Below are 26484 nucleotides of genomic sequence, written 5' to 3'. Positions count from 1 at the left end.
GACGGCGACCGGTGTCCGCGTACGGCCGCGACCGCTTCTCGTCCCAGCACAGGTGGCAACGACCTCAGGCCCCGTCCGTCACACACAAGCCAAGCAGCGCCTGGACCCTGCCGAGCAGACCATCGACCTGCGGCACTCGTTCCGACGTCCAGGCATCCGCTGGGAAATCCGCGACGACATCCGCGAACCGTTCCTCACCCTCGCCTGCGCCTGCGCCTGCGCCTGCGCCTGCGCCATCATCTGCTAGCGCCGACTCCAACACTCAAAGAGTTAGGAGTTCTTAAAGCGTAGCGGTCGGCTGAGGCCGTCGGATGAACTGTCTGTCGCGGGCGGTCACCGAAGCCGTTGGGCTGGCCGCTCGGAGGACGACATCGAGGACCAGGTCTGGATCCGCCACGTAGGCGCCGCTGGCCCATGCGGCATTCGCCTCGATCACGGCCCAGTGGCCGTCGACCAGTCCTACGTCTACGACGATGGCGGAGGGCAACGTGTGCCCATATCCGGCGATGAGATCGGTGCCGAAGGCTAGCGCGTCGGTCGACGCAGGGCCGAGGTGCAACCGGCCATGCGCGGCGTATTGGCTGCCTGTGTAGACAACACCGTCGAGCACGTGTAGCCGGTACTCGGCGGTGAAGTCGACGATGTCGCTGACGAGCACTGGAGTCCGCCGGTCGACAGCATCCGGGCCGGGCAGGCGGGAACCATCGGTGTAGATCATCGCCGGGATGTTCTTGTCGTTGGGCGACTTGATGAACGCCGGTCGACGGAGTTCGTAGGCCTCGCCGATGGCGACCAAGGTGATCTCGCGGCCGGTGAGCTCACGAGGAAGGCTAGTCAGCCAGCCAGGTTCAGCCTCCAGGGGCGCGATCCCGAGCAGCGGTGCGGCGACGTCGGCGAAGCTCGGTCCCGCGTGAAGGTGATCAGCACGCAACCCGGCGGGTACTTCGAAAGAGCCGAGCTGGACGGTGCGCAGTCCGCGTCGATGAGCGGCGTCGCGCAAGCTCTGAGCCGAGGCTGTCAGGCGCGGCGGCAGGACGAGTGTCACGGCCGATGATCCTGCCTGAATACACCGTCGCAGTTACAGCGGTTTGCTGCTCGTCGGCGACCTCGACGATGAAGACGCAGAGATATCCTCTTGAGCACCTGTTGGAGGAGGCGTGAATGGGATTGTCTGGCAGGGATTGCCCTGACTGTGGTCGGCGCGTGAGCAAGCCGTTCGAGAAGACCATCACCGGCCGGCAAGTCTGCCCGGACTGCGCGAACGCCCTGTTTATGGGCTCGGCCACTGGCACGATCACCGGCAACGTCGGTTCCGGATACGGAGTGTGGGCGATGCTCATGCGAAAGATCCGACACTCCGACTGACCCCGATTGCTGCGAGCATCGCATCATGGGCATCGCCGGATTCCGCTCGAACATGCGTAGCGTGATCTGGCTGGCGGCCGTCTGCCTGGCCGTCGCGGCGGTCATCAGCATCGCCCCGAACCCTGCTGTACCTGAGCGCGACTGGCGACCACCAGCTGGCTATGTCCTGGCCGACACGGTCTCGCTCGACGACGAGCACACGTTACGGCTCTGGACCGGGCCGTCCGGCTGGTATGTCGAGAGCATGCTGTCCGGTCGGCACCAGGCAGCCGTCGGAGCAGGCAGTGGCGGCGACCAGTCCAGCGTGAGCGAGGTCCTCAATGGGCTAGTGGGCCAGTTGTCCCTTGCTGGCGCGACGGCCGTCGCGGTCGGGTCGCCTACACCTGTGCGCGCCCGGGTTCACTCCGGAGTGTTCCTCGTCTCTACGTCGGTGATCCGATCGACCGATCGGGCAGTTCCGGTGACGCCACTCGACGTCAACGGAAAACCCCTCGCTCCGGAGACTCTCGTAGAGGTCGCCGGCCGCGGCTGATCCCTACGATCCAAAAGTTCAGCACTCGTAGCCCAACGGATGGTGATCATGGGCTGGGCTGAGGCACTCAGTTGGTGGGTTCGTGGGGCACGTACCAGCCGCCGAGTGCCTGTCGTAGTCCGCACAGGAGGATGCTCGCCGCGATCGATGTCGCGATCGCGATGAGCAGACCCACGTACCACCGGTCCCGCGGGTCGCGGCCGATCGAGTCCGCCGGGGGCGGAACTGCGGGCTGCCGGCCAGTGTTTGGTTGGCGCCAGCACTGGATACACGCTGGGGAGCTCGCGGCACGCTATCCCCGTGTCCGCGTCGACCCCAAGGTGCTCTACGTTCACGACCGGGTGTGGACCTCTGCCGGCAGCGCAGCCGGTCTGGACATGTGCCTGGAGATCGTGCGCCACGACCACGACCACGACCACGGCGCCGCCGTCGCCAACGAGGTCGCCCGCCGCCTCGTGACACCACCACACCGACACGGCGGGCAAGCCCAGACCACCAGCCGCAGACCCCCATGAAACCAGCGCCACCCGACAGCGTCCTAGCACGCTACGGTCACCCGGTTCAGACTGGGTAGAAGTGGTTCACTGGTGTCGAGTTCCCAGCCGAGCCCTGGACCTTGGCGAAGGGACGGCGCCCACCAGAGACCTCACCCTGCGGGCACCATTCCCGCACCACGTCATCACCGACGCGGGCGGATTCCCCTCGCCACAGTGCTGACCGGCGGCTGGCGGCTGGTACCTGCCCTTCCCTGGTCATCGCTGCCCGTGCTCGTTCCGGGTCCCGGTTGATCTCCAGGGCCAGACGGCCCGTGCTACCGGCCTGAGCCTGCGGCATCGCGGTGAACCGTTGGCGGATGGCGAGAGCCCCCGAGACCCCCGCCGAACCAGCCCGCCGCCACGGCGTGCCGGCCTCGGCAGTCACCCGTGCTCTGCGGGCAGGCGGGCAGGCACATGCCCGCGGCATGGCCGGACCCCGCCGGCCCGACCGGAGAGCCCGACGACGAGCAGGCGTACCAGGACGAGCTCTCCGCAGCGCTGTAGTAGTCGAGGACGATCTCCTCAAGGTTCGGTTCGCGGCCTGCCAAACGCGGTGACCTCGGCTGCGGCGAGCGCCCGCAACGCCGATGCCGGCGACCCGATGAGCGGGAACCGTAGCCGCCCGGGACTGACCTGCTCGACCGCGTCGACGCCAGGGACCAGATCAAGACCTGGCGAGGGTACGCCGGTGTACGACACGGTCACCTCGGCGCGATGCAGACCCCGTAGTTGTTCGATGATGGCGATCTCGACGAGCCGGCCGGCCCGCAGGATCGCGACACGGTCGCAGACCGCCTCGATCTCGGTCAGTTGGTGCGAGCTGAGAACACGGTCTGCCCCCGGTCCCGGGCCTCGGCGACAGCGAGCCGGAACTCGCGTTCCATCAGCGAATGGTGTTTCTCAACAGGGATATCGGGTAACTCAGGCCGCCCGCTTTGAAGGTGCTTCTACCTCGGGCAAGGCTTCTGTGCGCTTCAGAAGGGCAGTCCCTTTCGATCGCTCACCCAGAAATGGAGACGTCCCGTGTCGACGACAGGCCGCAGAGCGACACCAGCCGACCCGATGCCTCAGGACATGCCTGACCGTCGCATCCAGGACGAAGTGTTGCGGGAGCTACCGCCCGAGCTGGGTCCCAACACGGTGGCGATCCTCGAGGGCAACGCGTTCATGTATTCCGAGGCGACCGGGGACGTGCCTCGCGGTTCGATCGGCGGGTTGGTGTTCGCGGACACCCGGTTCCTCGACTGTTGGCGGCTCACCTTGAACGGGTCCCCGTTGCTGGTGCTGGAGTCGGCTCCGGTGAAGCCGTACGCCGCCGCGTTCTTCCTCACGAACCCCGATCTGCCGGACCTGCGGGCGAACAGTGTCGGCGTGCGCCGAGAGCGTCTCGTCGGCCGGGGAATGCAGGAGAGCGTCTTTGTGCAGTGCTTCTCGAACAAGCCGGTGTCGTTTCAGCTTCGGTTAGAGGTTGGGGCAGACTTCGCGGACATCCTCGAGATCAAGGAGACCGTCACGGACCGGTCGGACAAGATCGTCCGGCAGCACGCGCCGGATGGCTCACGGCTTGTCTTCGACTACCGGAACGGCCCGTTCGCGGCCAGCGTAGAGGTGCAGATCGCGCCGCCGGCCGACCGGGTGGAAGGCGACGAACTCGTCTGGGACCTGAGCCTGCAGCCCGGCGAGAAGTGGAGCTGCGAGCTGATCATTCCGTGTTTCCACGGGCCTGCTCCCGATACGTATCTGACCGCCCGCGAGTTCCAGGAGGTCTTCGACGGCGACAGGAACGACCCAGCACATCGCTGGCGCGCTGCCGCACCGACCGTGCAGGCGGATTACCAGGTGCTCAAGGACGCCTTCGACAAGTCCGTCGACGACCTGGTGGCGCTACGCATCCAGACCGACCTTGACGGCCAGGTCATGGATTTCCCGGCCGCCGGCCTGCCCTGGTTCCTCAGTATGTTCGGCCGCGATTCTCTGATCACCGCCTACCAGACGGTCTGCTTCGGCCCGCGCCTGACCCGCGGCGCCCTACGTACCCTCGCCAAGTATCAGGGCGACGAGGTCGACGAATTCCGGGACGAGGAACCCGGGAAGATCATCCATGAGGTCCGGACCGGCGAGCTGACCCAGCTGGGCATCAAGCCCCACGACCCCTACTACGGCACCGCCGACGCCACCCAACTGTGGCTCATCATGCTGTCCGAGTACTGGCGGTGGACGCTGGACGACGACCTCGTCCGGGATCTGCGTGACAACGTCCACGCCGCCCTACGGTGGATTGACGAGTACGGGGACCGCGACGGCGACGGCTACGTGGAGTATGGGACGCGGTCGCCGCAGGGCCTCGGTAACCAGTGCTGGCGCGACTCCTGGGACGGCGTGCAGTTCGGCGATGGCACGATCCCTGTGCTGCCCATCGCCACCTGCGAGATTCAGGGCTACACCTACGACGCGAAGCTACGGATCGCCGAACTCGCCGACGGCGGCCCGCTCGATGATCCCGCACTGGCGCGGCGACTCCGCGCCGAGGCCGAGGACCTGCGCGCACGGTTCAACCGTGACTTCTGGATCGAGGATCGGGGCGGCTACTACGCAATCGGACTGGACGGTGACAAGCGCAAGATCGACTCGATGACGTCGAACATGGGACACCTACTCTGGAGCGGCATCGTCCCGGAGGACCGGGCTGCCATCCTGGCCGGGCACTTGATGTCCGACGAGATGTTCTCGGGCTGGGGCGTGCGCACCGTGTCTACCGCCGAACGCGGCTACAACCCGATCGGCTACCACATGGGCACCGTCTGGCCGCACGACAACTCCCTGATCGCCCACGGCTTGGCCCGCTACGGATACCGCGACGAGGCCAACCGCATAATCACGGCGATGCTCGACGCCTCCCGATGTTCCGAATTCCGGCTACCCGAGGCCTTCTCCGGCTACGAGCGAGAGTTCAGCCGGATCCCCGTGCGCTACCCGACCGCCTGCAACCCGCAGGCCTGGGCCAGCGGAGCCCCGCTGCTGTTTCTACGCACGGTGCTGGGCCTCGACGCCCGCGACGGGCAACTCGTGCTGGATCCCGCGGTGCCGGAAGGCTTCGGTCGGATCCTGCTAGCCGGCACAAACGCCTTCGGCAAGCGGTGGGACATCGAAGTAACCGACTCAGGTAGCGAAATTCGTCCCGCTCGCTGACGTTCCGCCAGTTCACCATTGACAGGCAGGGGCCTGGCCTATGCGCTACAGCGCCTGCGGTGCGTATCCGAGATCGTAATTGCGAGCGTCACCATGACCGGGCGATCGGAGATCGACTGGCTCTGCCGAGGCGTCGGCCGGTTCTTCCCCGAACAGTGGGAACGCTTTGAAGGAGCCCTTGCACGCCAGGTGACGGCGACATCGTCGCCGCCTACGCCCGCCTCATGGAGCATCCGGACACCGCCGTACGGGAGAAGACCACGGCCGACTGGTGTGCGTGGGAGGACGCGGTCCTATCCAGAGAAACCCGCGGCGTCTCTAATCCGTACGGCGATAGTCCGGACCAGCACCCGCTGCCCGGCGACGAACAGCACGTGCCCGTGCGGCGAGTTGCGGAACGGATCTCATCGTTGAGCCAGCCGAACACCCAGGCGGCGATGCATGCATCGCCGTACTGCGGGCATCGCCGTCAGCGATGACGTGGCCGGACCTGCCGCTGTTGGTGAGGCTCCGCTCAGCGGCAGGTCCGGTCGAGAGCCGGGTTACGGGGGGTGTGATTTCCAGATACCAGAAGTCCTGCGGACAGGATTGACACCCATTCGTACAGGTGTTCAGGCTCGTGTCACCCGGGCGGACCTGCGAGGCTCGCTGCTGTTACTGCCCTGCTACAGCGTTGGCTGCGACGCCGCGACGTGTGCGGCATAGACCTCGGGCGGGCTCGCGATGTACACCATTTCGGTGTCCTCTTCAGCAACTGCGGTGTGCCTTGACCCGGCGGGCAGATAGATGACCTGGCCGGATCGTGCCACGTGGGTGGCCGACGTGGACCGGACTGTGTAGGTGCCGCGGGTGATGACCAGGACCTCGTCGTACGGGAAGGAGATATCCATCGACGCGCCCTTGGCCAAGCGGGCGTACCCGACGGTCATCGTTGCTGCCGGAAACCTTGGCAGATCAACCAGATCGGCTACGAAGATTCCCTGGTCGCCGACAGGACTCCAGGCCTCGACGTCTTCACTGGACAGCCGTATCGAAGTGTGCATTGGGGTGGTCACTGTTGACTCTTTCCTCGGCCGGGGTGCGCAAAGGCACCCAGCCTTTCGTTTCCTCGTTACCGTTCCGATCCGCCTAAACATCCGCTGGCCACATCGCTGCGCTGTTCCACGCGTGCCCAGCCCGGGTGCTGGCACTGATCGGTGCGGTGGTGCTGGTGCGAGGCGGCGGCATCAGCGTATGGAAAAGCGGATCCGGTATGGCGGTCGGCCGCGATTGTCATCTGTGGTTGGACGCGGGCGCTCTGGGGGGGTGGCGAGCCTGCCAGCGGAGTGGTGTCCACGTACAGGACCTCGTCGACGCGTTCGGTGAACTTCCAGCCGTCCGGAGTGCGTTGGTAGCGGTCGTGATACACGGAGTAGTTCAGATGTGAGCCGCCGTCGCGCATGCGCCCGAAACTCAGGACATAGGCGCGGCCGGATGCCCTGTCGCCGTCGAGCTGGATAGTGCCCGGGTGCGTGGTTTGTACCAGGTACTCCCACAGCTGCGTCTTGAGTCGCTCGATCCCGGCGCGGATCTGCTCGCGGCCGGCGAACTCGACATTGACGGCGGGGATGCGCCACACCGAGTCCTGGGTGAACAGTGACGCGAGGCGATCGTAGTCGTCCATCATCCCGGCGTCCGTGAACTCGCCGCGCAGCGCCTCGATCTCGACGCGGTCAGCGATGGCTTGGAGGTTGCTCATCGATTTTCGTCCCTTCGTCGTTGCCACCTACCCGCCAGCGGCGGGGCGGGAAGCGTCCGTCTCGAGCCATTCGGCGAACGTCGGGCCGGCGATGACGGCGTCGGGGCCGGGCAGCACCTGGCCCGACTCGTACAGCACGCTGTCCGGGTCGCCGGGGTCGCTGAGGGGCTCGACCTTGGCTGGGTCACCATTTCGGGCCGCGAGCATGGCCCCCAGGTCAGCCACGGTCTCTACCCGCGGCCCGGCAACCTCGACCATGGACCGCGTCTCGTCGGTGGTGGCCAGGTCGGCGAGCGTCTCGGCGACGGCCCGCGCGGCGACCGGCTGCCTGCGCGCCGCGGGTAGGTAGATCACGTCATCCTGCCGGCTCCATTGCATCATCGGCTCGACGAACTCGTGGAACAGGTCCGAGCGCAGGATCCGGACCGGGATCGGGCCGGCCAGCCATGCCTGCTCCTGGTCGCGTTTGGCCGCGCCGTAGCTGGTGGTCAGCTTGTCCACCCCGACGATCGACACCACCACGGCCAGCCGCACGCCGGCCTGCTCGCCGGCCCGCAGCATGTTGCTCACCGCAGCGGTGAAGAACGCGGCGGCCTGCTGCTTGTCCGGCGATGGCCCGGTGGCCGCGTCAATGATGCACTCCACACCGGTCAGGGCCGGCGCGAGACCCTCGCCGGTGACCACGTCCACCCCGGTGGCGCGTGACATCGGGACCGCCTCGTGCCCCATTTTGTTCAGCACGTCAACGACGTGCCGGCCCAGCCGACCGGTACCCCCTGCAACCGCAATCCTCATGTCATGTTCCTCCTGTCGGATCGACTCCGGCCAGCGCTTCAAGCCCTCGCCGGATTTCCGCCGTAGCGTCGCGCGCCTCGCTCAGTGACCCGGCCGACTGCCACAGCTGCACATTTTCCTGACCCTGTCCAGAGCATAACCGGCAGACCTTGTGAGCTAAACCGGTGGAATGTCCGGACGCCTACCACGCTCGCCGGGCGGCGAGGAGCCGCTGGTCAGCCGCGTAACCTCAACCTCCCTCCTCAGTCGCGCGGCCCGCGACGGATCGACGCCTGGAGCTCGTCGATCCAGTCGCCCTCGGGGTAGATGCCTTCCACGAGCCACGTCACCCCCGCCTGGGCGTACTGGTGGGCAGGGATGCCGGCCGGGTGCGAGCCGGTCGCTCAGCTCACCATCGAGCAGGACCCCGGAGCCCAGGACGTCGCGACGTCGACGCCGGCATGTTGCCCCGTACGAGCCGGCGATGCCCGGTAATCCAGCCGCGCACCTCGGCCGCTCTTGCGTCGGATGGGGGCACGGCATTGCCTGCATTTCGGATAGGAGCCGCGCGGCCCTTCCGTCCTTCAAGAGACGTACGTCAAAAGATAGACTCAGGCGGATGTGTTGGTTGCTACACCGGAGGAGGTTTCGTGCGTGCGAGAACACTTTTCACCGCCGTGGTCGTCGTCGCGGCGCTGGCCGTCACACCGGCTTCGGCCAGCTCGGCGGCTCCCGCCGACCCGCTGACACCGATCGGCTGCGTGCCTACCGATGCGACCGGTCGACCGATCCAGCTCGGGCAGGCCGACAACGGGCGCACCATCTGCCTGCGACGGTGGCAACGGCTGTACGTCACGCTCGCCGTAGACCCGGTGCGATACCCCAACCCGTACAACTGGTGGACCCCAGTCCAAGCCAGCGGCGACGTCATGGTCGCCCTGCCGCTGCCGGCGCCTCCGCCGCCCGGCACGACCGCTGCCGCATACCGGGCTGTCCAGCCCGGCCGCGGCGGCCTGGCCTCCTACCGGGACGTCTGCCCCCCCGAGATACCCTGCGGCGCACCGGTGCTGCCATGGCGGGTGACTGTAGACGTGAACTGATCCCGGGACGGCCGGCCTGCGGGCCATCACTGGGATGATGTCGGAGAGGACCGGCCCGCCGTGGAGGCTGCACGTCGTGGAGTTAGCCGGGCTCGGGCCGATCCCTGTTCGCCACCGTGCTACTGGCCGCCCTCGGCGCTGAGGTCGTCTGAATGGACCGACCCGGCGTCGCCTCCCCAGCGCCCGGCGACCCCCGTGACGACCAGCTCAACCGTGGCGAACACCCCATCGCGGCGATCTCAGGCAGCCGGCCGAGTCGGGCCGTCACATCACACGTACCGCTCGATGTCGGCCCGATTGGCCGTGAGCGGGTCGAGTTCGTGGTCGGTGCACCAGCTCAGGAGGATGCGCAGGTCTGACTCGGGGTGCGGGCGGGTTTCGCCGCGGTAGCGGCCGAGGTAGGCAGAGAGCGCTGTTTGGAGTGCCGCAACCTCGCGGCGGCTGAACGGTTCCATGTGCAAGGATTCTCGGATTGCAGGTGCTCTATCGAGCGGCCGCCGAGTCCGCCGACGAGCACGACCTGGCGATGGTGGGTTGGCCGCATGCCTCATGGCATCTGGAACTGGTCGGCGGGCCGGGCCTGCACGTTGCACCCTCATCCACGACTGAGGATCTTCTCGTACTGTATCTATCTGCGCCGGTAGACGGGTCCTTGGTCGCCAAACTTGAGACGAACGGCGGCCGGAGAGTCGCCCCAAGGCAAAAACTGGGATCGATGGGGCGTGACCGTGGAAGACCCTGACGGATATCACCTGGTCTTGTCCAGCCGCAGTTGGACCAACGCCGGGTAACCCCGCATACGCGCCTGCTCCAGCATGATCGGACGCACTCAACTCGGCAGTTCCGAATGGCGAGCGGCAGCTCCAGCCGTCACGCTGCGTGCCGCGCGGATCGCGGCAGAAGAGTGTGCCGACGGCTCCACACTCTCGCGGCCGCTTGTGATCAGTGTGCAACGACGACGGTGCGTACGACGCCACCAGCAGGTCTCGGATGCTCGGTCGAAAGCCTCACCAGATCACACCCGGTAGTACTGCACGACGCAGAACTCGTTGCCCTCCGGGTCGGTCATGACGAGGACTGCGCCCTCTTGGTAGTCATGCCGTTCACCTGTCCACCGCCCGCCCAACATCCCGATCCGATCGACCGCTTCGTCAACGTCGGTAACGGCGATGTCGAGGTGTAGGCGCGTCTTGCCGGCCTTGGGCTCCGGGACCGGCTGGAATGTCAGCACCGGGCCGCCCCCGGCGACAGTGACGCGCCGCCAGCCGGGAAGAGACTCCGTCACGCGTCCTCCAAGCACCACGGACCAGAAGTCAGCCAGTCGCTGCGGATCCCGGCAGTCGACCGTGACTCCGGCAAGTCGGCCCAGTGTCTCCACGACACCGACCATAGCGACGATGTGCAGCCCGCTCCTACTGAGGCGCACTCATCTCGGCAGTTCCGAATGGCGAGCGGCAGCTCCAGCCGTCACGCTGCGTGCCGCGCGGATCGCGGCAGATCCGGATACTCGATCAGCGTGAGCGCCGGGCGCCGGGATGGCCGGATGCGCTGCTCCCCTGCACGGCGGGTCAGGCCCGGATCCGCAGGTAGAGAAGCAACATTGCCCGACGAGAGGAACGGATGGCTTGCCGGCAGGGATGATTGGGTTGTCGAGACTCAAATCATCTGTTGTCGGGAAGCACCCGTTCGGTGAAGAGGATACGTGGTTTGGCAGGCCGGGTGAGGACGCTCAATGAACATTCGCGTCACTACAACGGTCGGCGCCCCATCGGGCGCTGCAGTTGCAGCCCAACGATCCGATCGTCCCGTCGTTGACCTGACCCACCAGCGGATCAAACGCCGGCCCCACCTTGTAGAGGGGCGACGCCATCGTAGGCACCGGTGACGGTCCTGAGGAGCTCGACATTGCTCGGGTAGGTCGCCGAGAGGAGTTCGCGTATTTCGGGTTCACGGTCATAGTCGTCGGCCAGACGTAAGCCGAGGATGACGTTGGCCATCATGCCGGCGGCGAGGGTCTGACTGGCTTGTTCGGGTGTGAGCTGGCCGCGGTTGACGAGCACTCGGTAGACGCGGAGGAAGCCGTCTCTGGCGAGTGGCCCGATCTCCGGATCGGTGCCGGCGGTGAAGGCGTGCGCGAGGCAGAGTTGCAATCCCTGCTCCTTGAACAGTTGAAGGTAGGCGACACCGAGACGCGGTGCGAGGTCGCCAGGTGCGTCGTCGTCGATCGTCTGTTCGAACACCTCGACCACTCTGTCGAGCGCGTGCTCGATCGCGGCTCGGATGAGCGCGTCTTTGCTGCCGAACAGGGACACCACGTAGGGCTGGCTCACGGCGGCCCCGCGGGCGATGTCTGCCGTGGTGGTTGCGGCGAAGCCCTTGCTGCCGAAGATCCGGATCGCCGCAGTGAGCACGGAAGCGCGTCGCTGGGACGAGGAGATTCGTTTCTGGCCCATAGTTGACATGTTATCAATCAATCAATAATCTTTGCGATGCGCTGCCGATCGGCCACCTCGGCGGGAGCACCGGCGATCGCGGCGATCGGCTCCAGCCGTGCCTTCTCATGCGCGGTGTCACGTCGCGGATGGTGCGGTACAGCTCGCCGATGGGGCGTGACACTGTGCAGTCCAGCACGATGAGAGGACCGGGTATGGACGTGCTGATGTTCGCCACCGTCGCGGTGCTGGGGTTCACGGCGTGCGCCGAGTTCGGCTCCTATGCTTTTGTGCATCCGGTGGTCAAGCGTCTGGCGCCGCGTGACCACATCCTGGTCGAACAGGGTCTGCTGCGTACCTTCGGGATTGTGATGCCGGTGCTGATGACGGCTTCGCTCGTGCTGGCTATCAGCTACGCGGCCCGCCCTGATGGGGCGGGGTTGCCCGAGGTGTTGCGTTGGGTCGCGGCCGCGACCTGGGCCACGGGCATCGTCACGACCGTGGTCGTGAACGTGCCGATCAACCTGTCCACACTGCGCTGGGACAAGGATTTCCCTCCGGAGCGCTGGCAAGAGCGCCGTAACCGCTGGGAGTGGTTTCAGGGATACCGTTCGTGGGCCTATCTCGCGGCCTTTCTGCTCGTCGCCCTCTCGGTCGCCACGGTCGGCTGAGAGAGCGTTGGATTACCCGTTGACCACGTGAAGTGAGTTGACGGGATCCGTTGTGGTCGAGGGGATTACAGAAGCGGATACCGGATCAAGCGCGACCGGCTTGCCGACGGTCAGTCGCGGCCAGTACCCACCTGACTTTGGATGCGGTGCCCGTGGGACCAGGTGGCGTGGTCTTCGTGGTCGTCGTCTACCTCGTAATCTTCCGTACCAGGACGGCCTGCCATGAGGCGCCTCATGACACGTCAGGTCAGGAGTTCGCGGGCCAGGGCCTCGGTCCACCAGCGTTCGACTTGATCGGGCTGCCAGCCGCGTTCGCCAGTCAGTGTGGTGTAGACGTCGATGTTGCAGATCGCCGCATAGATATCGACGGCCGACCGTATGTCCAATCCTTCCCGGAGAACGCCGCCCGGCCACGACGAGAACACCTGGATCCTGGTCTCGTCCCCCCGCTGACGGCCGTCGCGGTAGGCGGTCGCCAGTGCGGGCTCGGTGCGGCCCGCCTCGCGCACGAGCGCGATGATGTCACCGGCGCGCTCGAAGAGGCGCCGGTCGTAGCCGGCCATCGCCGCGAGTTGCCGCACCGGATCGTTCTCGGCCCCTTCCAGTTCGGCGAGCGACTGCGATGGATTCGCGGCGATGTCGGCTGCGTCGGCCAGCGCTTGGATCAGCCCGGTCTTGTTCCCGTACACCGCGTAGACGGTCGGCACCGAGACCCCGGCCTCCCGTGCCACGTCACGTACCGTGGTCGCCGCCCAGCCGCGGGAGAGGAACAGTCGACGGGCGGCGCTGGCGATCTCACCCCTGGTCTCTGCCGCTTGCGCCGCCCGGCGCAGTGACTCGTACCTGCGCCTGCCTGTCTCGGCGGTCATCACTTGCCCCCTTCGGTTTCCGGACCTTATATTGAATATATGTCGCGTAAACTCAGCGTCGGAATCACCTGGACGTTCTCGCGGATCGCCGGACTCGCCGGACTCGGCTTCGCCATCCTGATCGCCTCCACCAACGCCTTCCTGGTGCCAGCCGGCCTGCCCCATACCGGCGCAGAGACCAACGACGTTGTCCAGTTCTTCACCACCCAACAGGACACCGTCGGTCTCGCCTCAGCACTCGCACCGATCGCCTGGGCGCTGGCCACCCTGTTCGGCGCCGGCGCGGTCTCCGTGCTGTGGCGAACCGACCGCGAGCACGGCACAGCCTGGTCCCTGGTCGGGTTCGCCGGGGTGATCATGCAGAACGTCACCTTCACCGGCGTGATGGCCACCCGGCTCGCGCTCGCGTCAACGACCGCGCAGGACAGCAGCACGATCGCCGGACTCTGGGCACTGCACAACGCGCTGTTCGTCTTCAACGGCACCTTCCTGGCACTGGCAATGACCGGCCTGTCCATCAGCGGCCGACGCGCCGGCCTGATCCGCCGCTGGCACGGCGGGATCGGCCTGCTGGCCGCCGCACTCCAGTTCGGCTCGGCCGTACTGAGCCCTCTGGTCATCGACGACCCCGGTACGGTCGGTCTCCTCGGCCTTGTCGGCTGGCTGATCTGGGTCGTGTGGATCGTCGCCTACAGCATCACCCTGATCCGCCTGACATCCGTTTCCATCCAGGCGATACCGAATAACCGACGCACCGGTCCCGTTGAGTCATTTCGATCAGACCATCGGCAGGCCGATCTACCCGACGGCCAGCGTCGCCATCCAGCACAGCAGCGCGTCGAACCGCCGGAGAGCGCGCAGGCATAGACATCCGCTCATCGGCATGAGCGGACACCGCCCCCGCCTCTGCAAAGAATGCCAACGCTGACTCCTTCGGGTCCATCGAAGAGGTCACCACAGAGAATGCGCTGGTCACCGGCTCCCGCATCGGATCGGCGTCTCAGCTAACGGGACCGACGATGGGTCCGACGCCGGCGGTACCGCGCGAGCGGCGTCGACCATGTGCAGACCTGTCGCCGCGACGGCCACGACCTGTCACCCGGGGACACAAGCCATGCTGCGAGCATCAGCCCTGACCACTTCGGTATCCACTGGGAGGTCACGCCGCACCGCTCGACCTCCATCACCGCAGGTCATAGCCCCTCGTCTCCGCCCGGCATCGGTGAGCACCTCGGTCGCGGAGACCTCTTCGCCAACCTGCACCCAATCTGCTCCCAGATGCAAGGCCAGGTCAACCAACGACTCCTTACCGCCTTGACCTGCGCACACTCCCCCAGCAGGCGACATAGAGCACTGTCGACCGCTGCGCAGAACCGCAGAGCACTCCGCGGGAAACAGGACGCCACACCGACTCTGACCTGCGACAACGTGAAGCCGCAGGCAGGGGTGGGTGCAGTTGAGCGCCGTTCGACGCCGTTGGACGCAGTTCACGGCCGTTCAGGGCAGCCCGCTGCTCCCAACCGGCTCCCCCCAAACTGGGCCCGCATCGGACCGCCGACCCGCCGACCCGCCGACCGATCGTGAGCTGCCGGCCCAGTGCTTCGGTTGGCGCCAGCGCTGGCTCTCGCAGCCGCATCCGCCGATCCGGTAGCACGCTCACGATCACCGCGCCTGTCAGCGGCAGAGGAGTGCGCAGGCCCGCCCCGGTCTGGCGTCTCGAGCGATGATTGCGTTATGGCACACCTACCCGAGGACGTTCGGGCATCGTTTCGCTTCTTCGCCTTCTACCTGGCGAATGACACTCTCGTCATGGACTTGCTCGAGGACTTCGACTACCGACCAGTCGTCATGGCGCACGGATCGGGGCTAGAGCAGGTATTCGCCATCTTTGCCAACGTTCTGGACGTCAACGAGTCCGGCGAGGTGACTAACTACGGCGATGCCGAGTATCGAGCCGCCCAGTGGATCCGTCGCTGCTGCGACGACAGCTACAAGGTGGATCCTCCATTCGCCGGTTGGGAGCTCGATCTGCCGCTCTAGACATCGCGCGCTCTGAGGGGATTCGTCCCCTGCGTACCCAATGCGTCTCGTACGCGGATCATTCGGACGAAGATGAGCGTCACGCCGGGCAGCGCGCTACTCGCGGCAGAAGCGGATGCCTGCGGGGTTCAGCCGCGGCTGGCGTACAGGTACACGGTGACTGCATCGGGTGCGTCCAGGTTGACCAGGAGCGCTCGACGTGTGCCCTCTGCCGTGGGTTGCTCCTCGTCGAGGCCGGAGATGGTCTTGGCGGTTTCGGGGTCCCACAGGTTGCCACCACCGACGTTGTGCTTGGCGTCGACTGCCCGAAGCCCCGGCGCGAGAGCCGTTGTGAAATTCGCCGCGGCGACGAAGGCGTCGAGTTCGGTGCGCGGCATGCGGACCTTCGCCGAGAGCTGGGTTTCCAAGCCGTTGCTGTACCCGGCGGTGAGCAGCACGCTGCCGGGCGGCAGGGTCACGTGAGCGACGGCTTCCACCTGGGCCGCGCTGGCGACCTCTGGCTTGGACTGTACCGGGAGCAGGTCTATGTCATTGCTGTCGACAGACAGCCCCGCCACACCGCACGCGATCAGCGACAGGAGCAGGCTGATGCACCCAAGCACGAGTGCGGCCGTGCCACTCCGGTTGCGCGTCCTCGGCGCAGCGGTCTCGATCATGTCCAGCACGATACGGCGCGCGCCTCATCGGCATGTGCGGACACCGATCTGCTGCCGCCGCGAGGCGCCAACGCTGACGCCTTCGGGCGCGCCGAAGAGGTCTCCAGCTTGAAGGTCCTGGTCAGGGCACTGCCTGTGGGATCGGTGTCTCGAATGACGGAACTACGGCGGACTCCAGCAAGCTCACCCGCAACGCCAAGCTCCAGCAAGCTGTTTGAGGCGCCCGCCGCAGGTTCACCCACCACGACGGTCACCGCCAACCCCGATGGCCTGGTCGAATTGACCCAGAGCGCCGTGCCGACTCGCAAACGTATCGACGGCCAGTGGAAGGACCTTGGTCAGCCCTTAACGGAGGGCCGAGGCGCTAACGGATGGTGAAGGTCAGCGGGTTCGAGATGCCGAGGCCGCCGTGGGAATCGTGGACCCGCACGGTGAAGGTGGACGACGTGCCGGCCGACAGGGCCGTCTGGAACTGGTAGCGCTGTCCGCTGTTGGTCGGCGTCACGGCCAGCCGGGTTGCGCCGAGGTAAAGCTCCACCCGGCTGACGAGGTCCCCGGGATCGGTGTCGGCGACGTCGGCGACCAGCGTGACGGTCGTCGGTTCGAGGAAGTAGGTCTGCCCGCCGGGGGTGCTCAGCGCCGCCGCCGGCGGGTGGTTGGTGCCGGTGGACGCCGGCGTCACCACCGTGACCAGCAGCGGCGGCGCAGCGCCGGACAGCGACTGGTCGGTGCCGGCCGAGACGGACAGCACGAAGGTGGTGCTGGTGCCGGGCTCCCCGATCGGTGGTGTCCACAGCGCCTCGTACCGGTCACCGGTCGTCCTCACCCCCCGGGCCGCCGTGACGCCGTCCACCCGGAACGACACCGAGGTGATGCTGTGTCCGCCTCCCACGGTCGCGGTCGCCGCCAGCGGGACGGTTCCCGGCGTGGTGTACACCGCGCCGGCGGTCGGGCTGAGCCAGGTGACGATCGCCGGGTAGTCAGCGACCGGCGGTGTGGTCGTCCGGGTCGGCGTCACGCTGGGCAGGACGCCGCCGGTGCACGTGACGCCGTTGAGCGTGAACGACGTCGGTATGGGGTTGCTGCCCGACCAGGCGCCAACGAAACCGATGTTCGCGGAGCCATTGGTGCCCAGGGTCGCGTTCCAGCCCAGATTGGTCGCGCTGACCTGCTGGCCCGCCTGGGCCCAGGTGGCGCTCCAGGTTTGCGTGAGCCGCTGGTCGACTGCAGGGAACGCGAACCGCAGCGTCCATTCGTTGACTAGGTCACCCAAGTTGGTGACCGCGATGTCGGCGTGGAAGCCACCGGTCCACTGGCTGGTGACGACGTAGTTCACCCGACACCCGGCCGCCGCGTTCGCCGCACTGGCGTGTGAGATCGCGGCCATCATCGCGACCATGGCAACAGCGATGGCGGCCACAGCAGTCAGCGACTTCCGCATGGCACACCTCGCCGCAGATAGCTGGACGTCTATGAATATGTCGACTGTCCTGCTGCTCCGCCTTCCTGTCAAGGCACGCACGGCAGTCCTGCCGCCGGCAGGACAACGGACAGCCCGCCCATGGCTGATCGGTAGCGGCCACAGCGCCGAGCAGGCAGAAGAGTGGATAGCGCAGCTTCCCGCCTGGACCGCGACTGACCGTCAGGTCCTGGACGACTTCGCGTCAAAGAACGCAACGAAGTGGGCGGCCAAGTCCCGGCAGAAAACCGAGTGCCGGGTACGCGACCTCGCAATGTGGACCAGCGAGTGGGCAGATCACCAGACCGACGGCCATCAGTCAGCCCCGAGCCACAGCGCGGGGCGCCCTCGGTGATGTGGGCGCCGGTGCCGCTCTCCCGCCACAGTGGAAGCCGGCCGACACCGGCTACCTCATGACGACGACCTACCGGGCCGACTCCGACACAACTCCTCCATCGCCGTACACCGCACGTCTTCAGACCTCCGGCGATGTTGTCACCGCTATCGTTCTCGACCTTGAGGGGCAGGTCGCCGCGTCCGGCAGGCTCACGACCGCCGACGCATTCGGGATCGTCGACCAGGTCGAAACCGCACCTGCACACCGGAGTCGCGGACTGGGCAACGTGGTCATGCCGCAGGTAGGGGTGGGTGCAGTTGTGCGCCGTTCGGCGCCGTTGGACGCACTTCAAGGCCTTCAGGGCACCCTGCTGCTCCCAGCCTGCTCCCCCTGTCCGGACCCGGCACCGCCTCCTTGTAAGTCACAGGCAGCACCAGCAGTACAGGTCCTCGCCCGCGTCTCGGGCGCGCTGAGCAAGGGCGGCAACCTTCTCGATCACAGGCAGCATCTCGTCGTCAGACAGTGGCCTACTCCACGCCAGTTCCTCGATCCGCCCCCATTGCGCCGACAACTCCAGCGCCTGGGCGTTGCTGATAGAGGCGAGGGCGTCCCGCGCAGCCCGGTCCAGCGACATCAGCCACGGCCCGTCCTGCTCGTCTCCGCTCCACAACAACTCGAGGTCGACCAGGCTCGCATCCCAGTCGACCTGTCGAACGAGGCTGACAAGCTTGCCGAGGGTCACCGTCGGCTCGATGCCCTTCAGGTCAACCGCATCCACAGCTATGCCGCCGCGGCTGGCAGCGAACGGTCCGGCCTCGAAATCCTTCATCAACCTGACAGCCGCAGCGTCGTCGTTGGCCCGGAAGTAGTCGTACAGCACACCCATGGCACGGACTCCACCACAGGGATACGACAGCGGATGCCCCCACATCCGGGGGTCCGTCAGGATGCAGGTCCAGCGCTTCAATGGCGGCGCTGCCGTGGTGCGGGGCAGGTGACGATGTCCCATGGTCCCAAAGGCGACCGCCGGCCGAACGGCGCAGTTATCGTGTCCGACGTGAACCTCGCGGATTGTGATCGATGCGGCCAGCACAGATTCGGCGGCCTGGACGCGCGGGTGGATGGGTTCCGGGTGGGAAGGGTTGGATCGTGGGTATCGCGTGGCGCGAGTCGCCGGAAGAGCTGGTCGGGCTGCTACGCCGACACGGCCTGACTCCGGACCGGGTGGACAACGTCGAGGCGGCGTGGAAGGCGTTCCGCGAGTTTCTTGCCCGGCCGGTCGACGGCTTGGAGCCAGGGCCGGACAGCGACGCCGATGGCTTCATTGTTCAGTGGGGCCGGTACAGCTGGCACGATCGACTTCCCAGCCTGAGCTTCACCAGACAGTTCGCCGTCGACGTGCGGGGAAGCTGGACCGAGACCGACTGGTACCAACCAGAGATCTGGCAGGTGAGCCTGGAGTTGGTCTTCCCAGACGCACCCGCGCTCGCCGACCTAGGCCGGCTCAACGTCCAGAACACCGGGTTCGACTTCAGTCCACCCGGTCCGGAGCGAGACCATGCGATTGGTGAAGCGGAGTGGGAGGTGCAGCGCTACCCCACCTTGCAAGCGCTGTGGGCGAGCACCCCCTTGCGCAGCGCCGTCATGCTGGACCGCGCAGACTAATCACCCGAACGCCCCAGCCGCACCGGGCTACGGATGCCGGTGAGTCACTTCCGACCGACAAGTGCGCGTGGTCTGCAGTGCAGATGCGCGCAGTTGTCTTCAGGTATCGTCGCCGGCATGTCGCTGCCTGATCTGGTGCCGATTTCGCGCGAACCGGACTACCGCACCGACAGGGTAGGGCGACACGCCGACGGCCAGTTCTTCGCGGGAATACACGGCGCGCATCGCGATGACGACCACGAGCCGGATCCGGACCGGGAACGGATCCGCTGGTACGCCTACCTGCACCTGTTCGACGCCAACGGCCGCCACCGCCGGACCGACATCTCGCTCGTGGCCACCGCTCCGTACCTACGAGGTGAGCTTGCTGACCAAGCCGAGGCCCGCTTGGCTGCCCTGCTCGATCAGCTACCTGAACGGCAGTACGGCGACATCGCCATCCAACTGTTCCGCGTGGTCCACGACGGTGTCACGTTCGGCTTGATCGACGAGTCTGACCCTGAGCGAGGCGACTGGGTCGAGTTGTATCCAGACCGCCTCGGGCTCACAGAACCCTGGGACGGGCTCTACAGCACCTGATCGCCGAACACCGCCAGCATCACGTCGCAGGTCAACGCCAGCCGTCAGACCCACGCTGACATAGGCACTATGGGCGTTTCATAGCCGCCGGACGCGTGCCCGCGGCATCGGGTTGAATGCCGGGGTGATCACTATGGAGGCCGTCATCGAGGTACCCGCGGTCACCGACGGATCGCCGTGGCCGGTGGCAGCGATGGCGCCCGGATCGTGGTTGATGCTCAACGCCGGCTGTGCCGGCGACCAGGTCGGGCTGTTCGTGACGGCGCTCGCTGGCCGGATCGAGGTTCAGCCTCCTGACGGCCGCGATGAGGTCGTAAACGCGCTGCTGGCTGACGAATTTCTCATCGCTGCCGGCGACCTGCAGGTCCGCGACCCCACCACCGGGACGGTGATGACGCCGGGCTGCTGTGCCGGGCTGGAGGACTGGCGCGACTGGGCGCAGGTGTTGATCGGCGACTCGCCGTGGCTGGGACATGACCCGGGTCCGGAGGTCGAGTTCGTCAGCGACGATCTGCGGGTGCGGCAGGACGGCGGCGAGACCCGGCATCGCGGCCGGTGGGCCGGCGTCCACGTTGACCTGCCACAAAGCGCGCTACCCGGGCTGCTGATCGGCGTGCAACGGGACCTGGTCGGCTTCCTCGACGCCCTCACCGGATGGGCCACGCGAATCGGACTGCAGCGCCCGGGACCGCTCTAGTTAAAGCGATCGACAAGAACTTCGCGATCACGGCGCCGTTGGACGTACAGCACTTCCGCTAGCGCTGTCATCGGCAAACCACTCGACCAGCAGCCGATCAGGATCGGTGACCTTGGCGCCTCAGCGGGCAGGTGCGCGACGTCCGGTGGCCCCAAGCAAGTCCCACCGGTTGCCGGCGATGTCGAGGAAGACCGCGACCCGGCCGTAGGGCTCGGTTCGTGGCGCTCGGACGAAGGTGACATCGGCCTCGACCATCCGGCGGTATGCGGCGTCGAAGTCGTCGACGCGGAGGAAGAACCCGACTCGGCCGGCTACCTGGTTACCGATTGCGGCCCGTTGGTGTTCTCCGTCGGCGCGAGCGAGCAGAATCCCGGTCTGGGCGCCCGGCGGCCGGACGACGACCCACCGCTTGGGTCGACCGTCATTGGTCAGCGAGGGAGAGTCCTCGACGAGGTCGAAGCCGAGTACGTCGGTGAAGAACGCGATCGCGGGGTCGTACTCGTCGACAATCAGGGCAACCAAGTCGATCTGCACCACGGCACCGTACGTCGGACAGGTCCTTCTGGCCGCCCCGTGCGCCGACAAAGGGCAAAGAGGACGTCTGGTCCTGCGGTGTCCACACGACCTGACGGCGCCGCGGTCAAGGAGGATGCGCTGGCGGCAGCGTTGAACCTGACGGCCCTCACGGCGGACGCGGTTACCGCCCTGGCTGCCGTGACAGAACGCGACCCGCACGAAGTCCTGCGGACCCTTCAATCACCAAGCTCCGGGCAGTTGGTGCCACGTGCAGCTACAAGCGGCACCTCTGATTCACCGCCTGGACTGCAGATCGTCTATCCCGATGCCATGGACGAAAATGACTGGTCGATGACCGAGTCCAAGGGGTGGATCGAGATAACGGTCCATTGGGCCGGTAGCGAGAAAGCGATCACCTTCTACGATCCGACCCGGCTGTCTCAGGAGGTGCAGAGCGCCCTGGCCGAGTCCGGCTACTTTGTCGAAAGAGCTGCGGTTGTCGTGCCGACACTGTCACAGCAAGCCATCGAAGCGGTCGTAGCCCTCATGGCGCGGCGAAACTTCGTGGACATCCGTTGAGGCGGGGTACGGGCGAACCAGCCGCCATGGGCACTGCGAGCGCCTGCTCATCGGGTGATGGGATACCTCCACGGCGAACGACACCGACGAACGCTGACGCCTTCGGACCCGCCGAAGAGGTCACCGTTCAGGAAGCCCTGCTCAGAGGTTCGCCAGTGGGATCTGGGTCTCGGCTCGCGGGATCCGTACAGACGCCACCGCGGCGACAGTCAGAGCCGTGCATCGATGCGGGCTGGCCTCGTGATCGGTGTCGGCAGGCGTCAGTTCGACAGCCAGCAGCCAGTCGGAGGGCTGGAGGGTTGACCTCTTCGGTACCCACTGGGAGGTCACGCCGCACCGCTCCACCGCATCACCGCAGGTCAAAGCCCCTCGTCTCCGCCCGGCATCGGTGAGCACTTCGGTCGCGGAGACCACTTCGCCAACCTGCACCCAATCTGCTCCCAGATGCAAGGCCCGGCCAACCAACGGCTCCTTACCGCCTTGACCTGCACACACTCCCCTGCCAGGAGACATAGAGCACTGTCGACCGCTGCGCAGAACCGCAGAGCACTCCGCGGTGAAACAGGACGCCACACCGACTCTGACCTGCGACAACGTGAAGCCGCAGGTAGGCATGGGTGCAGTGGTCAGGCACGGCCGGGCGAACAACAAAACGACGGTGCGGTCCGCCTCTGGGCGGCCCGCACCGTTATCGAACGCCGGGCGCGTTACGCCCGTCTGCCGGAATGCTGGTGGGTGGCAGTTCCCGGCTACAGGTCGGCCTTCGTCACGCGGGAGGATTCGTACGTCGTGGAGGCCGGGGGGAGGCCCGGCACGGTGGAGACGTCCTTGACCAGCATGCCGGTCGTGGCGTCGATGGTCAGCACCTCGCTGCCCTCGCCGCCGAACACCTCGGGGCCGGCGGTGATCGTCAGCGTGGCCTTGCCGTGGGTGGTCGAGTTCTTGACGCTGACCGCGGAGATGGTGGACAGCAGACGCAGCACACCGGCCCGGACCTGCGTGTTGCCGTCGCCAGCGGACAGCGCCTGGGTGCTGTACGTCCACAGGGCGTTGTCGAAGTGCCGCTGAACGGCCTGGGGGCTGTACGGCTTCGGCTCGGCGTTGCCGCCCTTCTGCTTGATGATCACCTGGGCGTCCGCCTGCTGCTTGTCCCACACCGCCTTCTGCGCTGCGGGGTCGAGGCCGACCAGCGGATCCTTGGCTGCCTTGAGCATCTGGGTCCGGCCGTCGGCCGGGCTGCTGTCCGCCGCGGCGACGGCTGCCTTGAGGAGCGGAGCGTAGCCGCCGTCCGTCATCTGGTCCTGGTGACGGGCGATCGCCCGCTTGATGTCCTTCACGCTGTTGCCCGTATAGATCGCGTGACCGTCGGTGTATAGCGTGTAGACGACCTGCATGGTCTTGGTGCCGTGGACCTGCGTCGCCTTCACCAGCCACGCGTCGCCCGCCGCCGGGGTGACCGTCTTGATGGACCCGGCCAGGGTCATCAGCGGCGCGCGCTCGGCCGACCCGTCGACGGTGGTCGAGCCCGAGGTGGCGGCTGACGAATCCTTGCTGGCCTCCATGCCCCCGGTCGCCGACGAGTTGAGCACCACAGCGACGACTGCCGCCGCGGCGGCAACTCCCACCCCGGCGCCGATGCCCAATCGGCCCGCGATACCGATGCGGCGGCGGCGCTGAGGCGCCGGGCTGGATTCGTGGTCCCGCGTGGTTGTCGTCGTTTTCATGGTTGAAGTCGCCTCCATAGTCGTGTCCGCCGCTGATATCGCGCCCAGCAGCCGCACGGTTCCGGGGTCGGCCATAGCCGCCCGCAGCACCGCCCGCGCCCGCTGATACGCCTCCGGGCGTAGTGGTTCCGCGCTGCCCAACGCACCGACCAGATCGAGCTCGTCGGTCATCGGTGTCTCTCCTTCGCGCTGTTGCGGTCCTTCAGAAGCGCGGACACCCCCGGGGCGTCGCGCAATGCCGTCCTGGCTTGGCTCAGCAGCCGCCGCGCGGTGCCGGCCGGTATGCCGAGTGCCCGCGCGGCGTCGGCTGCGGTCAGGTCCTCCCAGGCGACGAGCCTCAGGACCTCCCGCTCTTCGGGTTTGAGCCGCGTCAGGGCCGACCGGAGCACCGCCCGGGCGTCCACGCCGAGGTCCACCGCCGACCACGGATCCCATCCAGTAGCCACGTCCGGCACGTCCGCGACCAGGTCCTCGGCCGGCCGGGACCGCCAGTAGCGCCGCAAGCGATTCAATGCCACCCCGTACAGCCACGGCCGCGCGTCGTTGTACGACCGGTCGTACGATCGCCGCGACTCGAACGCCGCAACCCAAACCTCGCCCAGGAGGTCCTCAGCCGCATCCCGCCCAGCCCGGCGAACGAGGTACGAACCGACGGCGGCCTCATGACGCTCGACCACCTCTACGAAGGCGTCGACGTCGCCATCCAGGGACCGGCCTATCAAATCCGCATCCGAAGCCATGGCCCTCCTCGGCAGAGTTCGCGCTTCACCCTGACATTGCCGATCAGGCGGCGAAGTGTTCAGGCCCCGAGGTCCGACGGCAAGCGGTCGCCCAATAGCGACCTCTCGGCGGCATGAGCGGCTGCGGCGCGGTCAGCGTTGGCCCCAAGCGTGGCGCCCAGGCCAGGGCCGAGGGCCGAAGTCGGGAGGTAGAGGCAGCGTCGCGGCGGCGAGGCTGCCACTCCACATCGACACTCTCTCCGCCGTTTCAGGGCTGGATCTGGTTCTCGATGGGGCTGCCGGAGGCGCCGAGAAATGGCGGCTCGCCCGACTTGGGCGCGACGACCGAGCCTACCGATCCGAGACTGCCCGACGAGCGGCCCTACCGCCTGGCTCCACGCCTACAATCACCACCGCCACCACACCGCACTCCTTGACCGGCACCGTGACCACGACGATGCCCTCCTTGTCATGTGTCGGAATCATGGCGATTCGGGCCCTTGCCGTCAGCTGGCGGGGAAGTAGTGGCCGTTGTCCAGATCGGCGAGCAGGCGGGGCTGAGCGGGTTCCCAGCCGAGGGTCCGGCGGGTGACGAGGTTGGACGCCGGATAGCTCTGCGTGACGATGTTCGCGAGGAACCCGAAGTATCCCGGCAGCACCAGTTCGTCCAGGGGAACGCTCACGGCGGGCAGGCCCAGACGGCCGCCGATGGCCTCGGCGATCACGCGGAACGGGATGCCTCCGTCGTCGACCGCATGCCAGTATCTGCCGGCTGGGCCCCTCTCCAACGCCAGGCGGAACACGGAGGCGACATCGCGGATGTGCACGGCAGTCCACAGGTTCGCGCCGTCTGCGGGGTAGCCGACGAAGCCCTTCTCCTTCGCGAGCGCGATCAGTGTGGGGAGGAAGCCGGCACGATCGGTCGTGTCATGCGCAATGTTGGCGATCCGCACGACCGAAGACCGCACGCCCTGCTCGGCGAGGCCGATCACGGTGGATTCCACGACGTTCCGAGCCCGCAGGGTGCCCTTGTGCTCATCGCCGCTGGGAAGGGCCGGGTCCTCCTCGGTGGCCGTCCGGCCTAGGAATCCCTGCCCAGGCGAGCCGATGCTCCCCGCCGCGACCAGCGGCTTCCCGGTGCCCGCCAGCGTCTCACCGTAGGCGAGCATGATCGGGACCTCCGCGGCGGCCACGGCGTCGATCCCGCCGGAGAAAAGCAGGTCCTGCCGGTGGGCGACGTGGATGACGCCGTCGGAGTCCGCAGCCGCCTCCTGGAGCCCGTCGAGATCCTGGAGGTCGCCGCGGCGCACCTTCGCGCCGAGCGCGGACAGCGCCGCCGCAGCAGTGTCCGACCGGGCCAAGCCGGTGACCTCATGCCCGGCGGCGATGAGCTCGGGGACGATGTACGAACCGGAATGGCCGGTCCCGCCAGTGACGAAAACGCGCATGCTGCTGTCCTTGTCAGTGATGTGGCGCGAGAAGTGCGGGTGCGGGTGCGCTCAGCTGAAATTGCTGACGCCGAGGGTGAAGTTGAAGGTCCAACGCCGTGGCGGCCAGGCTGATCATTCGCAGGCCCGTCCCTTCCAGCCAGTGCGCCGTCTCCAGGCCCCGGCATTCAGCGGCTCTGTTCGTCGACTGTCTCGTCCCGAGGGCTCAGCCAGTGAATTCGTTGACGCCGAGGGCGAAGTCCCAGTGGGCGACCCCGTTGCCGGCGAGGCCCACCGTGACCAGGCCCATTCCTTCCAGCCAGTGCGCCATTCTCAGGCCGCCGACGTCCAGCGGATGCAGCCCGAGGCTCTCGACGAATGCCGCCACTCCCGCCTTGACCTGCGCATCGTCGCCAGCCATGAAGACGTCGGGCCGGCCGTTCTCCAGGACATTACGAAAGATGGTGTTGAATGCCTTCACCACGCCGGCACCGGCCGGGGCCACCTTGGCGACTTCCTGCGCGATCGAGGTCTCCTCGCTGTGGGCCAGTCCGTCGAACGTGGCGTTGAACGGGTTGCTGATGTCGACGATGACCTTGCCCGCGAGGGCGTCTCCGTACTCGGTGACGACCGGAACGACAGCGGCGTACAACAGGGCCGTGATGACGATGTCCCCGGCCGGGACGGCGCCCCACTCGCCCGCCGTCGTGCCGCCGCCCAGAGCCTTCGCCAGGTCATCGGCCTTGGACTGATCGCGTCCCATGACCTCGACGGTGTTGCCGCCCGCCACCGCGAGCGTGCCGATGGTGCGGGCCATGTTCCCCGTACCGATGAGGGTGATGCTGCTCATGAGGTGTGCTCTCTTCCTGATTCCGGGTGT

28 protein-coding genes and 2 pseudogenes are annotated in these 26484 nt (G+C 66.9%); 14 read left to right on the top strand and 16 right to left on the bottom strand.

Annotated elements, in window-relative coordinates; genetic code table 11:
• Window positions 1-52: 52 nt before the first annotated feature.
• Window positions 53-247 (top strand): hypothetical protein, encoded by a 195-nt coding sequence (locus ABZ794_RS01280; protein ID WP_357513685.1) that lies wholly within the window; start codon window positions 53-55, stop codon window positions 245-247.
• 33 nt (window positions 248-280) lie between these two features.
• On the opposite strand, the gene ABZ794_RS01275 is transcribed toward ABZ794_RS01280, so the two are convergent.
• Window positions 281-1045, bottom strand: a complete 765-nt coding sequence (locus ABZ794_RS01275; protein WP_357513684.1) for an ATP-grasp domain-containing protein — start codon at window positions 1043-1045, stop codon at window positions 281-283.
• A gap of 158 nt (window positions 1046-1203) precedes the next feature.
• On the opposite strand from ABZ794_RS01275, the gene ABZ794_RS01270 reads away from it, so the two are divergent.
• From ABZ794_RS01270 to ABZ794_RS01255, 4 genes and pseudogenes are all read left to right on the top strand, one after another.
• Window positions 1204-1365 (top strand): hypothetical protein, encoded by a 162-nt coding sequence (locus ABZ794_RS01270; RefSeq protein WP_247670286.1) that lies wholly within the window; start codon window positions 1204-1206, stop codon window positions 1363-1365.
• A gap of 25 nt (window positions 1366-1390) precedes the next feature.
• Entirely contained in the window at window positions 1391-1897 is a 507-nt protein-coding gene (locus ABZ794_RS01265; protein WP_210786740.1) for a hypothetical protein, read from the top strand.
• A 260-nt stretch (window positions 1898-2157) separates the two neighbouring features.
• Window positions 2158-2388: pseudogene (locus ABZ794_RS01260) on the top strand (AraC family transcriptional regulator); the annotation flags it as partial.
• 1107 nt (window positions 2389-3495) lie between these two features.
• Window positions 3496-5622 (top strand): amylo-alpha-1,6-glucosidase, encoded by a 2127-nt coding sequence (locus ABZ794_RS01255; RefSeq protein WP_210786742.1) that lies wholly within the window; start codon window positions 3496-3498, stop codon window positions 5620-5622.
• Window positions 5623-6287: 665 nt separating this feature from the next.
• Here ABZ794_RS01255 and ABZ794_RS01250 read toward each other — a convergent pair.
• The 3 genes from ABZ794_RS01250 to ABZ794_RS01240 are packed head-to-tail and all read right to left on the bottom strand — an operon-like array spanning window position 6288 to window position 8068.
• Entirely contained in the window at window positions 6288-6677 is a 390-nt protein-coding gene (locus ABZ794_RS01250; protein WP_210786744.1) for an AraC family ligand binding domain-containing protein, read from the bottom strand.
• A gap of 56 nt (window positions 6678-6733) precedes the next feature.
• Window positions 6734-7360 (bottom strand): nuclear transport factor 2 family protein, encoded by a 627-nt coding sequence (locus tag ABZ794_RS01245; RefSeq protein ID WP_210786746.1) that lies wholly within the window; start codon window positions 7358-7360, stop codon window positions 6734-6736.
• 27 nt (window positions 7361-7387) lie between these two features.
• A complete protein-coding gene (locus ABZ794_RS01240; RefSeq protein ID WP_210786748.1) occupies window positions 7388-8068 on the bottom strand; it encodes a hypothetical protein in 681 nt (226 codons plus the stop codon).
• Between the two features lie 716 nt (window positions 8069-8784).
• On the opposite strand from ABZ794_RS01240, the gene ABZ794_RS01235 reads away from it, so the two are divergent.
• Entirely contained in the window at window positions 8785-9234 is a 450-nt protein-coding gene (locus tag ABZ794_RS01235; protein ID WP_210786751.1) for a hypothetical protein, read from the top strand.
• 269 nt (window positions 9235-9503) lie between these two features.
• Here the strand turns inward: ABZ794_RS01235 and ABZ794_RS01230 are convergent, their stop codons facing one another.
• A complete protein-coding gene (locus ABZ794_RS01230) occupies window positions 9504-9689 on the bottom strand; it encodes a hypothetical protein (RefSeq protein WP_210786753.1) in 186 nt (61 codons plus the stop codon).
• Here ABZ794_RS01230 and ABZ794_RS01225 point away from each other — a divergent pair.
• Window positions 9651-10025: pseudogene (locus tag ABZ794_RS01225) on the top strand (VOC family protein). The gene ABZ794_RS01230 and the pseudogene ABZ794_RS01225 sit on opposite strands and share 39 nt — an antisense overlap.
• 224 nt (window positions 10026-10249) lie before the next feature.
• Here the strand turns inward: ABZ794_RS01225 and ABZ794_RS01220 are convergent.
• Both ABZ794_RS01220 and ABZ794_RS01215 read right to left on the bottom strand, forming a co-directional pair.
• Complete coding sequence (locus tag ABZ794_RS01220) at window positions 10250-10612, bottom strand: VOC family protein (RefSeq protein WP_307850686.1); 363 nt, start codon at window positions 10610-10612, stop codon at window positions 10250-10252.
• 454 nt (window positions 10613-11066) lie between these two features.
• On the bottom strand, window positions 11067-11687 hold the full coding sequence (locus ABZ794_RS01215; RefSeq protein ID WP_238688309.1) for a TetR/AcrR family transcriptional regulator: 621 nt from the start codon (window positions 11685-11687) through the stop codon (window positions 11067-11069).
• Between the two features lie 194 nt (window positions 11688-11881).
• Between ABZ794_RS01215 and ABZ794_RS01210 the strand changes: the two genes are divergently transcribed.
• A complete protein-coding gene (locus tag ABZ794_RS01210; protein WP_196926089.1) occupies window positions 11882-12337 on the top strand; it encodes a DUF1772 domain-containing protein in 456 nt (151 codons plus the stop codon).
• Between the two features lie 242 nt (window positions 12338-12579).
• Here ABZ794_RS01210 and ABZ794_RS01205 read toward each other — a convergent pair whose 3' ends face one another.
• Window positions 12580-13206 (bottom strand): TetR/AcrR family transcriptional regulator, encoded by a 627-nt coding sequence (locus ABZ794_RS01205; protein WP_210786759.1) that lies wholly within the window; start codon window positions 13204-13206, stop codon window positions 12580-12582.
• Between the two features lie 39 nt (window positions 13207-13245).
• Here ABZ794_RS01205 and ABZ794_RS01200 point away from each other — a divergent pair, with 39 nt between their 5' ends.
• Window positions 13246-14073, top strand: coding sequence for a hypothetical protein (locus ABZ794_RS01200; protein ID WP_357513680.1), 828 nt, complete (start codon window positions 13246-13248; stop codon window positions 14071-14073).
• A gap of 942 nt (window positions 14074-15015) precedes the next feature.
• Window positions 15016-15246, top strand: a complete 231-nt coding sequence (locus ABZ794_RS01195) for a hypothetical protein (protein WP_247670287.1) — start codon at window positions 15016-15018, stop codon at window positions 15244-15246.
• 128 nt (window positions 15247-15374) lie between these two features.
• Here ABZ794_RS01195 and ABZ794_RS01190 read toward each other — a convergent pair whose 3' ends face one another.
• The 3 genes from ABZ794_RS01190 to ABZ794_RS01180 form a co-directional block, all read right to left on the bottom strand.
• Window positions 15375-15902: a hypothetical protein gene (locus tag ABZ794_RS01190; RefSeq protein ID WP_210786764.1), complete on the bottom strand. Its 528-nt coding sequence runs from the start codon at window positions 15900-15902 to the stop codon at window positions 15375-15377.
• Between the two features lie 364 nt (window positions 15903-16266).
• Window positions 16267-17343 (bottom strand): cellulose binding domain-containing protein, encoded by a 1077-nt coding sequence (locus tag ABZ794_RS01185; protein WP_357513678.1) that lies wholly within the window; start codon window positions 17341-17343, stop codon window positions 16267-16269.
• Window positions 17344-18119: 776 nt separating this feature from the next.
• Window positions 18120-18584 carry a hypothetical protein gene (locus tag ABZ794_RS01180; protein WP_210781870.1) on the bottom strand — a complete coding sequence of 155 codons (465 nt, stop codon included), beginning with the start codon at window positions 18582-18584 and terminating at the stop codon, window positions 18120-18122.
• 263 nt (window positions 18585-18847) lie between these two features.
• Here ABZ794_RS01180 and ABZ794_RS01175 point away from each other — a divergent pair, with 263 nt between their 5' ends.
• From ABZ794_RS01175 to ABZ794_RS01165, 3 genes are all read left to right on the top strand, one after another.
• On the top strand, window positions 18848-19363 hold the full coding sequence (locus tag ABZ794_RS01175) for a hypothetical protein (protein ID WP_210781871.1): 516 nt from the start codon (window positions 18848-18850) through the stop codon (window positions 19361-19363).
• A 39-nt stretch (window positions 19364-19402) separates the two neighbouring features.
• Window positions 19403-19942 carry a hypothetical protein gene (locus tag ABZ794_RS01170; RefSeq protein WP_210781872.1) on the top strand — a complete coding sequence of 180 codons (540 nt, stop codon included), beginning with the start codon at window positions 19403-19405 and terminating at the stop codon, window positions 19940-19942.
• A gap of 124 nt (window positions 19943-20066) precedes the next feature.
• Window positions 20067-20639, top strand: a complete 573-nt coding sequence (locus ABZ794_RS01165; protein WP_357513675.1) for a hypothetical protein — start codon at window positions 20067-20069, stop codon at window positions 20637-20639.
• A 120-nt stretch (window positions 20640-20759) separates the two neighbouring features.
• Here the strand turns inward: ABZ794_RS01165 and ABZ794_RS01160 are convergent, their stop codons facing one another.
• Window positions 20760-21176 (bottom strand): VOC family protein, encoded by a 417-nt coding sequence (locus ABZ794_RS01160; RefSeq protein WP_210781873.1) that lies wholly within the window; start codon window positions 21174-21176, stop codon window positions 20760-20762.
• 75 nt (window positions 21177-21251) lie between these two features.
• Here ABZ794_RS01160 and ABZ794_RS01155 point away from each other — a divergent pair, with 75 nt between their 5' ends.
• Window positions 21252-21734 (top strand): hypothetical protein, encoded by a 483-nt coding sequence (locus tag ABZ794_RS01155; RefSeq protein ID WP_357513673.1) that lies wholly within the window; start codon window positions 21252-21254, stop codon window positions 21732-21734.
• Between the two features lie 749 nt (window positions 21735-22483).
• Here the strand turns inward: ABZ794_RS01155 and ABZ794_RS01150 are convergent.
• From ABZ794_RS01150 to ABZ794_RS01135, 4 genes are all read right to left on the bottom strand, one after another.
• Window positions 22484-23515, bottom strand: coding sequence for a hypothetical protein (locus ABZ794_RS01150; protein WP_357513671.1), 1032 nt, complete (start codon window positions 23513-23515; stop codon window positions 22484-22486).
• A gap of 110 nt (window positions 23516-23625) precedes the next feature.
• Window positions 23626-24198, bottom strand: a complete 573-nt coding sequence (locus ABZ794_RS01145) for a sigma-70 family RNA polymerase sigma factor (protein WP_145780037.1) — start codon at window positions 24196-24198, stop codon at window positions 23626-23628.
• Window positions 24199-24683: 485 nt separating this feature from the next.
• Complete coding sequence (locus tag ABZ794_RS01140) at window positions 24684-25625, bottom strand: SDR family oxidoreductase (protein WP_357513670.1); 942 nt, start codon at window positions 25623-25625, stop codon at window positions 24684-24686.
• A gap of 205 nt (window positions 25626-25830) precedes the next feature.
• Entirely contained in the window at window positions 25831-26454 is a 624-nt protein-coding gene (locus tag ABZ794_RS01135; RefSeq protein WP_210781878.1) for an NAD(P)-binding domain-containing protein, read from the bottom strand.
• Window positions 26455-26484 lie beyond the last annotated feature (30 nt).

It is taken from the genome of Micromonospora sp. NPDC047187, assembly GCF_040643355.1.
In the GTDB taxonomy this organism is placed as follows: domain Bacteria; phylum Actinomycetota; class Actinomycetes; order Mycobacteriales; family Micromonosporaceae; genus Micromonospora; species Micromonospora salmantinae.
The sequence above is the reverse complement of the archived record's forward strand: the minus strand, read 5'-3'. Positions and strand labels throughout refer to the sequence as shown.

Bases quoted from the DNA above. Each gene is read 5' to 3' on its own strand.
- ABZ794_RS01230 (WP_210786753.1), bottom strand. From the start codon at position 9,689: ATGGAACCGTTCAGCCGCCGCGAGGTTGCGGCACTCCAAACAGCGCTC.
- ABZ794_RS01145 (WP_145780037.1), bottom strand. From the start codon at position 24,198: ATGGCTTCGGATGCGGATTTGATAGGCCGGTCCCTGGATGGCGACGTC.
- ABZ794_RS01265 (WP_210786740.1), top strand. From the start codon at position 1,391: ATGGGCATCGCCGGATTCCGCTCGAACATGCGTAGCGTGATCTGGCTG.
- ABZ794_RS01200 (WP_357513680.1), top strand. From the start codon at position 13,246: ATGTCGCGTAAACTCAGCGTCGGAATCACCTGGACGTTCTCGCGGATC.
- ABZ794_RS01195 (WP_247670287.1), top strand. From the start codon at position 15,016: ATGGACTTGCTCGAGGACTTCGACTACCGACCAGTCGTCATGGCGCAC.
- ABZ794_RS01255 (WP_210786742.1), top strand. From the start codon at position 3,496: ATGCCTCAGGACATGCCTGACCGTCGCATCCAGGACGAAGTGTTGCGG.
- ABZ794_RS01215 (WP_238688309.1), bottom strand. From the start codon at position 11,687: ATGGGCCAGAAACGAATCTCCTCGTCCCAGCGACGCGCTTCCGTGCTC.
- ABZ794_RS01135 (WP_210781878.1), bottom strand. From the start codon at position 26,454: ATGAGCAGCATCACCCTCATCGGTACGGGGAACATGGCCCGCACCATC.
- ABZ794_RS01140 (WP_357513670.1), bottom strand. From the start codon at position 25,625: ATGCGCGTTTTCGTCACTGGCGGGACCGGCCATTCCGGTTCGTACATC.
- ABZ794_RS01210 (WP_196926089.1), top strand. From the start codon at position 11,882: ATGGACGTGCTGATGTTCGCCACCGTCGCGGTGCTGGGGTTCACGGCG.
- ABZ794_RS01245 (WP_210786746.1), bottom strand. From the start codon at position 7,360: ATGAGCAACCTCCAAGCCATCGCTGACCGCGTCGAGATCGAGGCGCTG.
- ABZ794_RS01185 (WP_357513678.1), bottom strand. From the start codon at position 17,343: ATGCGGAAGTCGCTGACTGCTGTGGCCGCCATCGCTGTTGCCATGGTC.
- ABZ794_RS01190 (WP_210786764.1), bottom strand. From the start codon at position 15,902: ATGATCGAGACCGCTGCGCCGAGGACGCGCAACCGGAGTGGCACGGCC.
- ABZ794_RS01180 (WP_210781870.1), bottom strand. From the start codon at position 18,584: ATGGGTGTGCTGTACGACTACTTCCGGGCCAACGACGACGCTGCGGCT.
- ABZ794_RS01205 (WP_210786759.1), bottom strand. From the start codon at position 13,206: ATGACCGCCGAGACAGGCAGGCGCAGGTACGAGTCACTGCGCCGGGCG.
- ABZ794_RS01240 (WP_210786748.1), bottom strand. From the start codon at position 8,068: ATGTCACGCGCCACCGGGGTGGACGTGGTCACCGGCGAGGGTCTCGCG.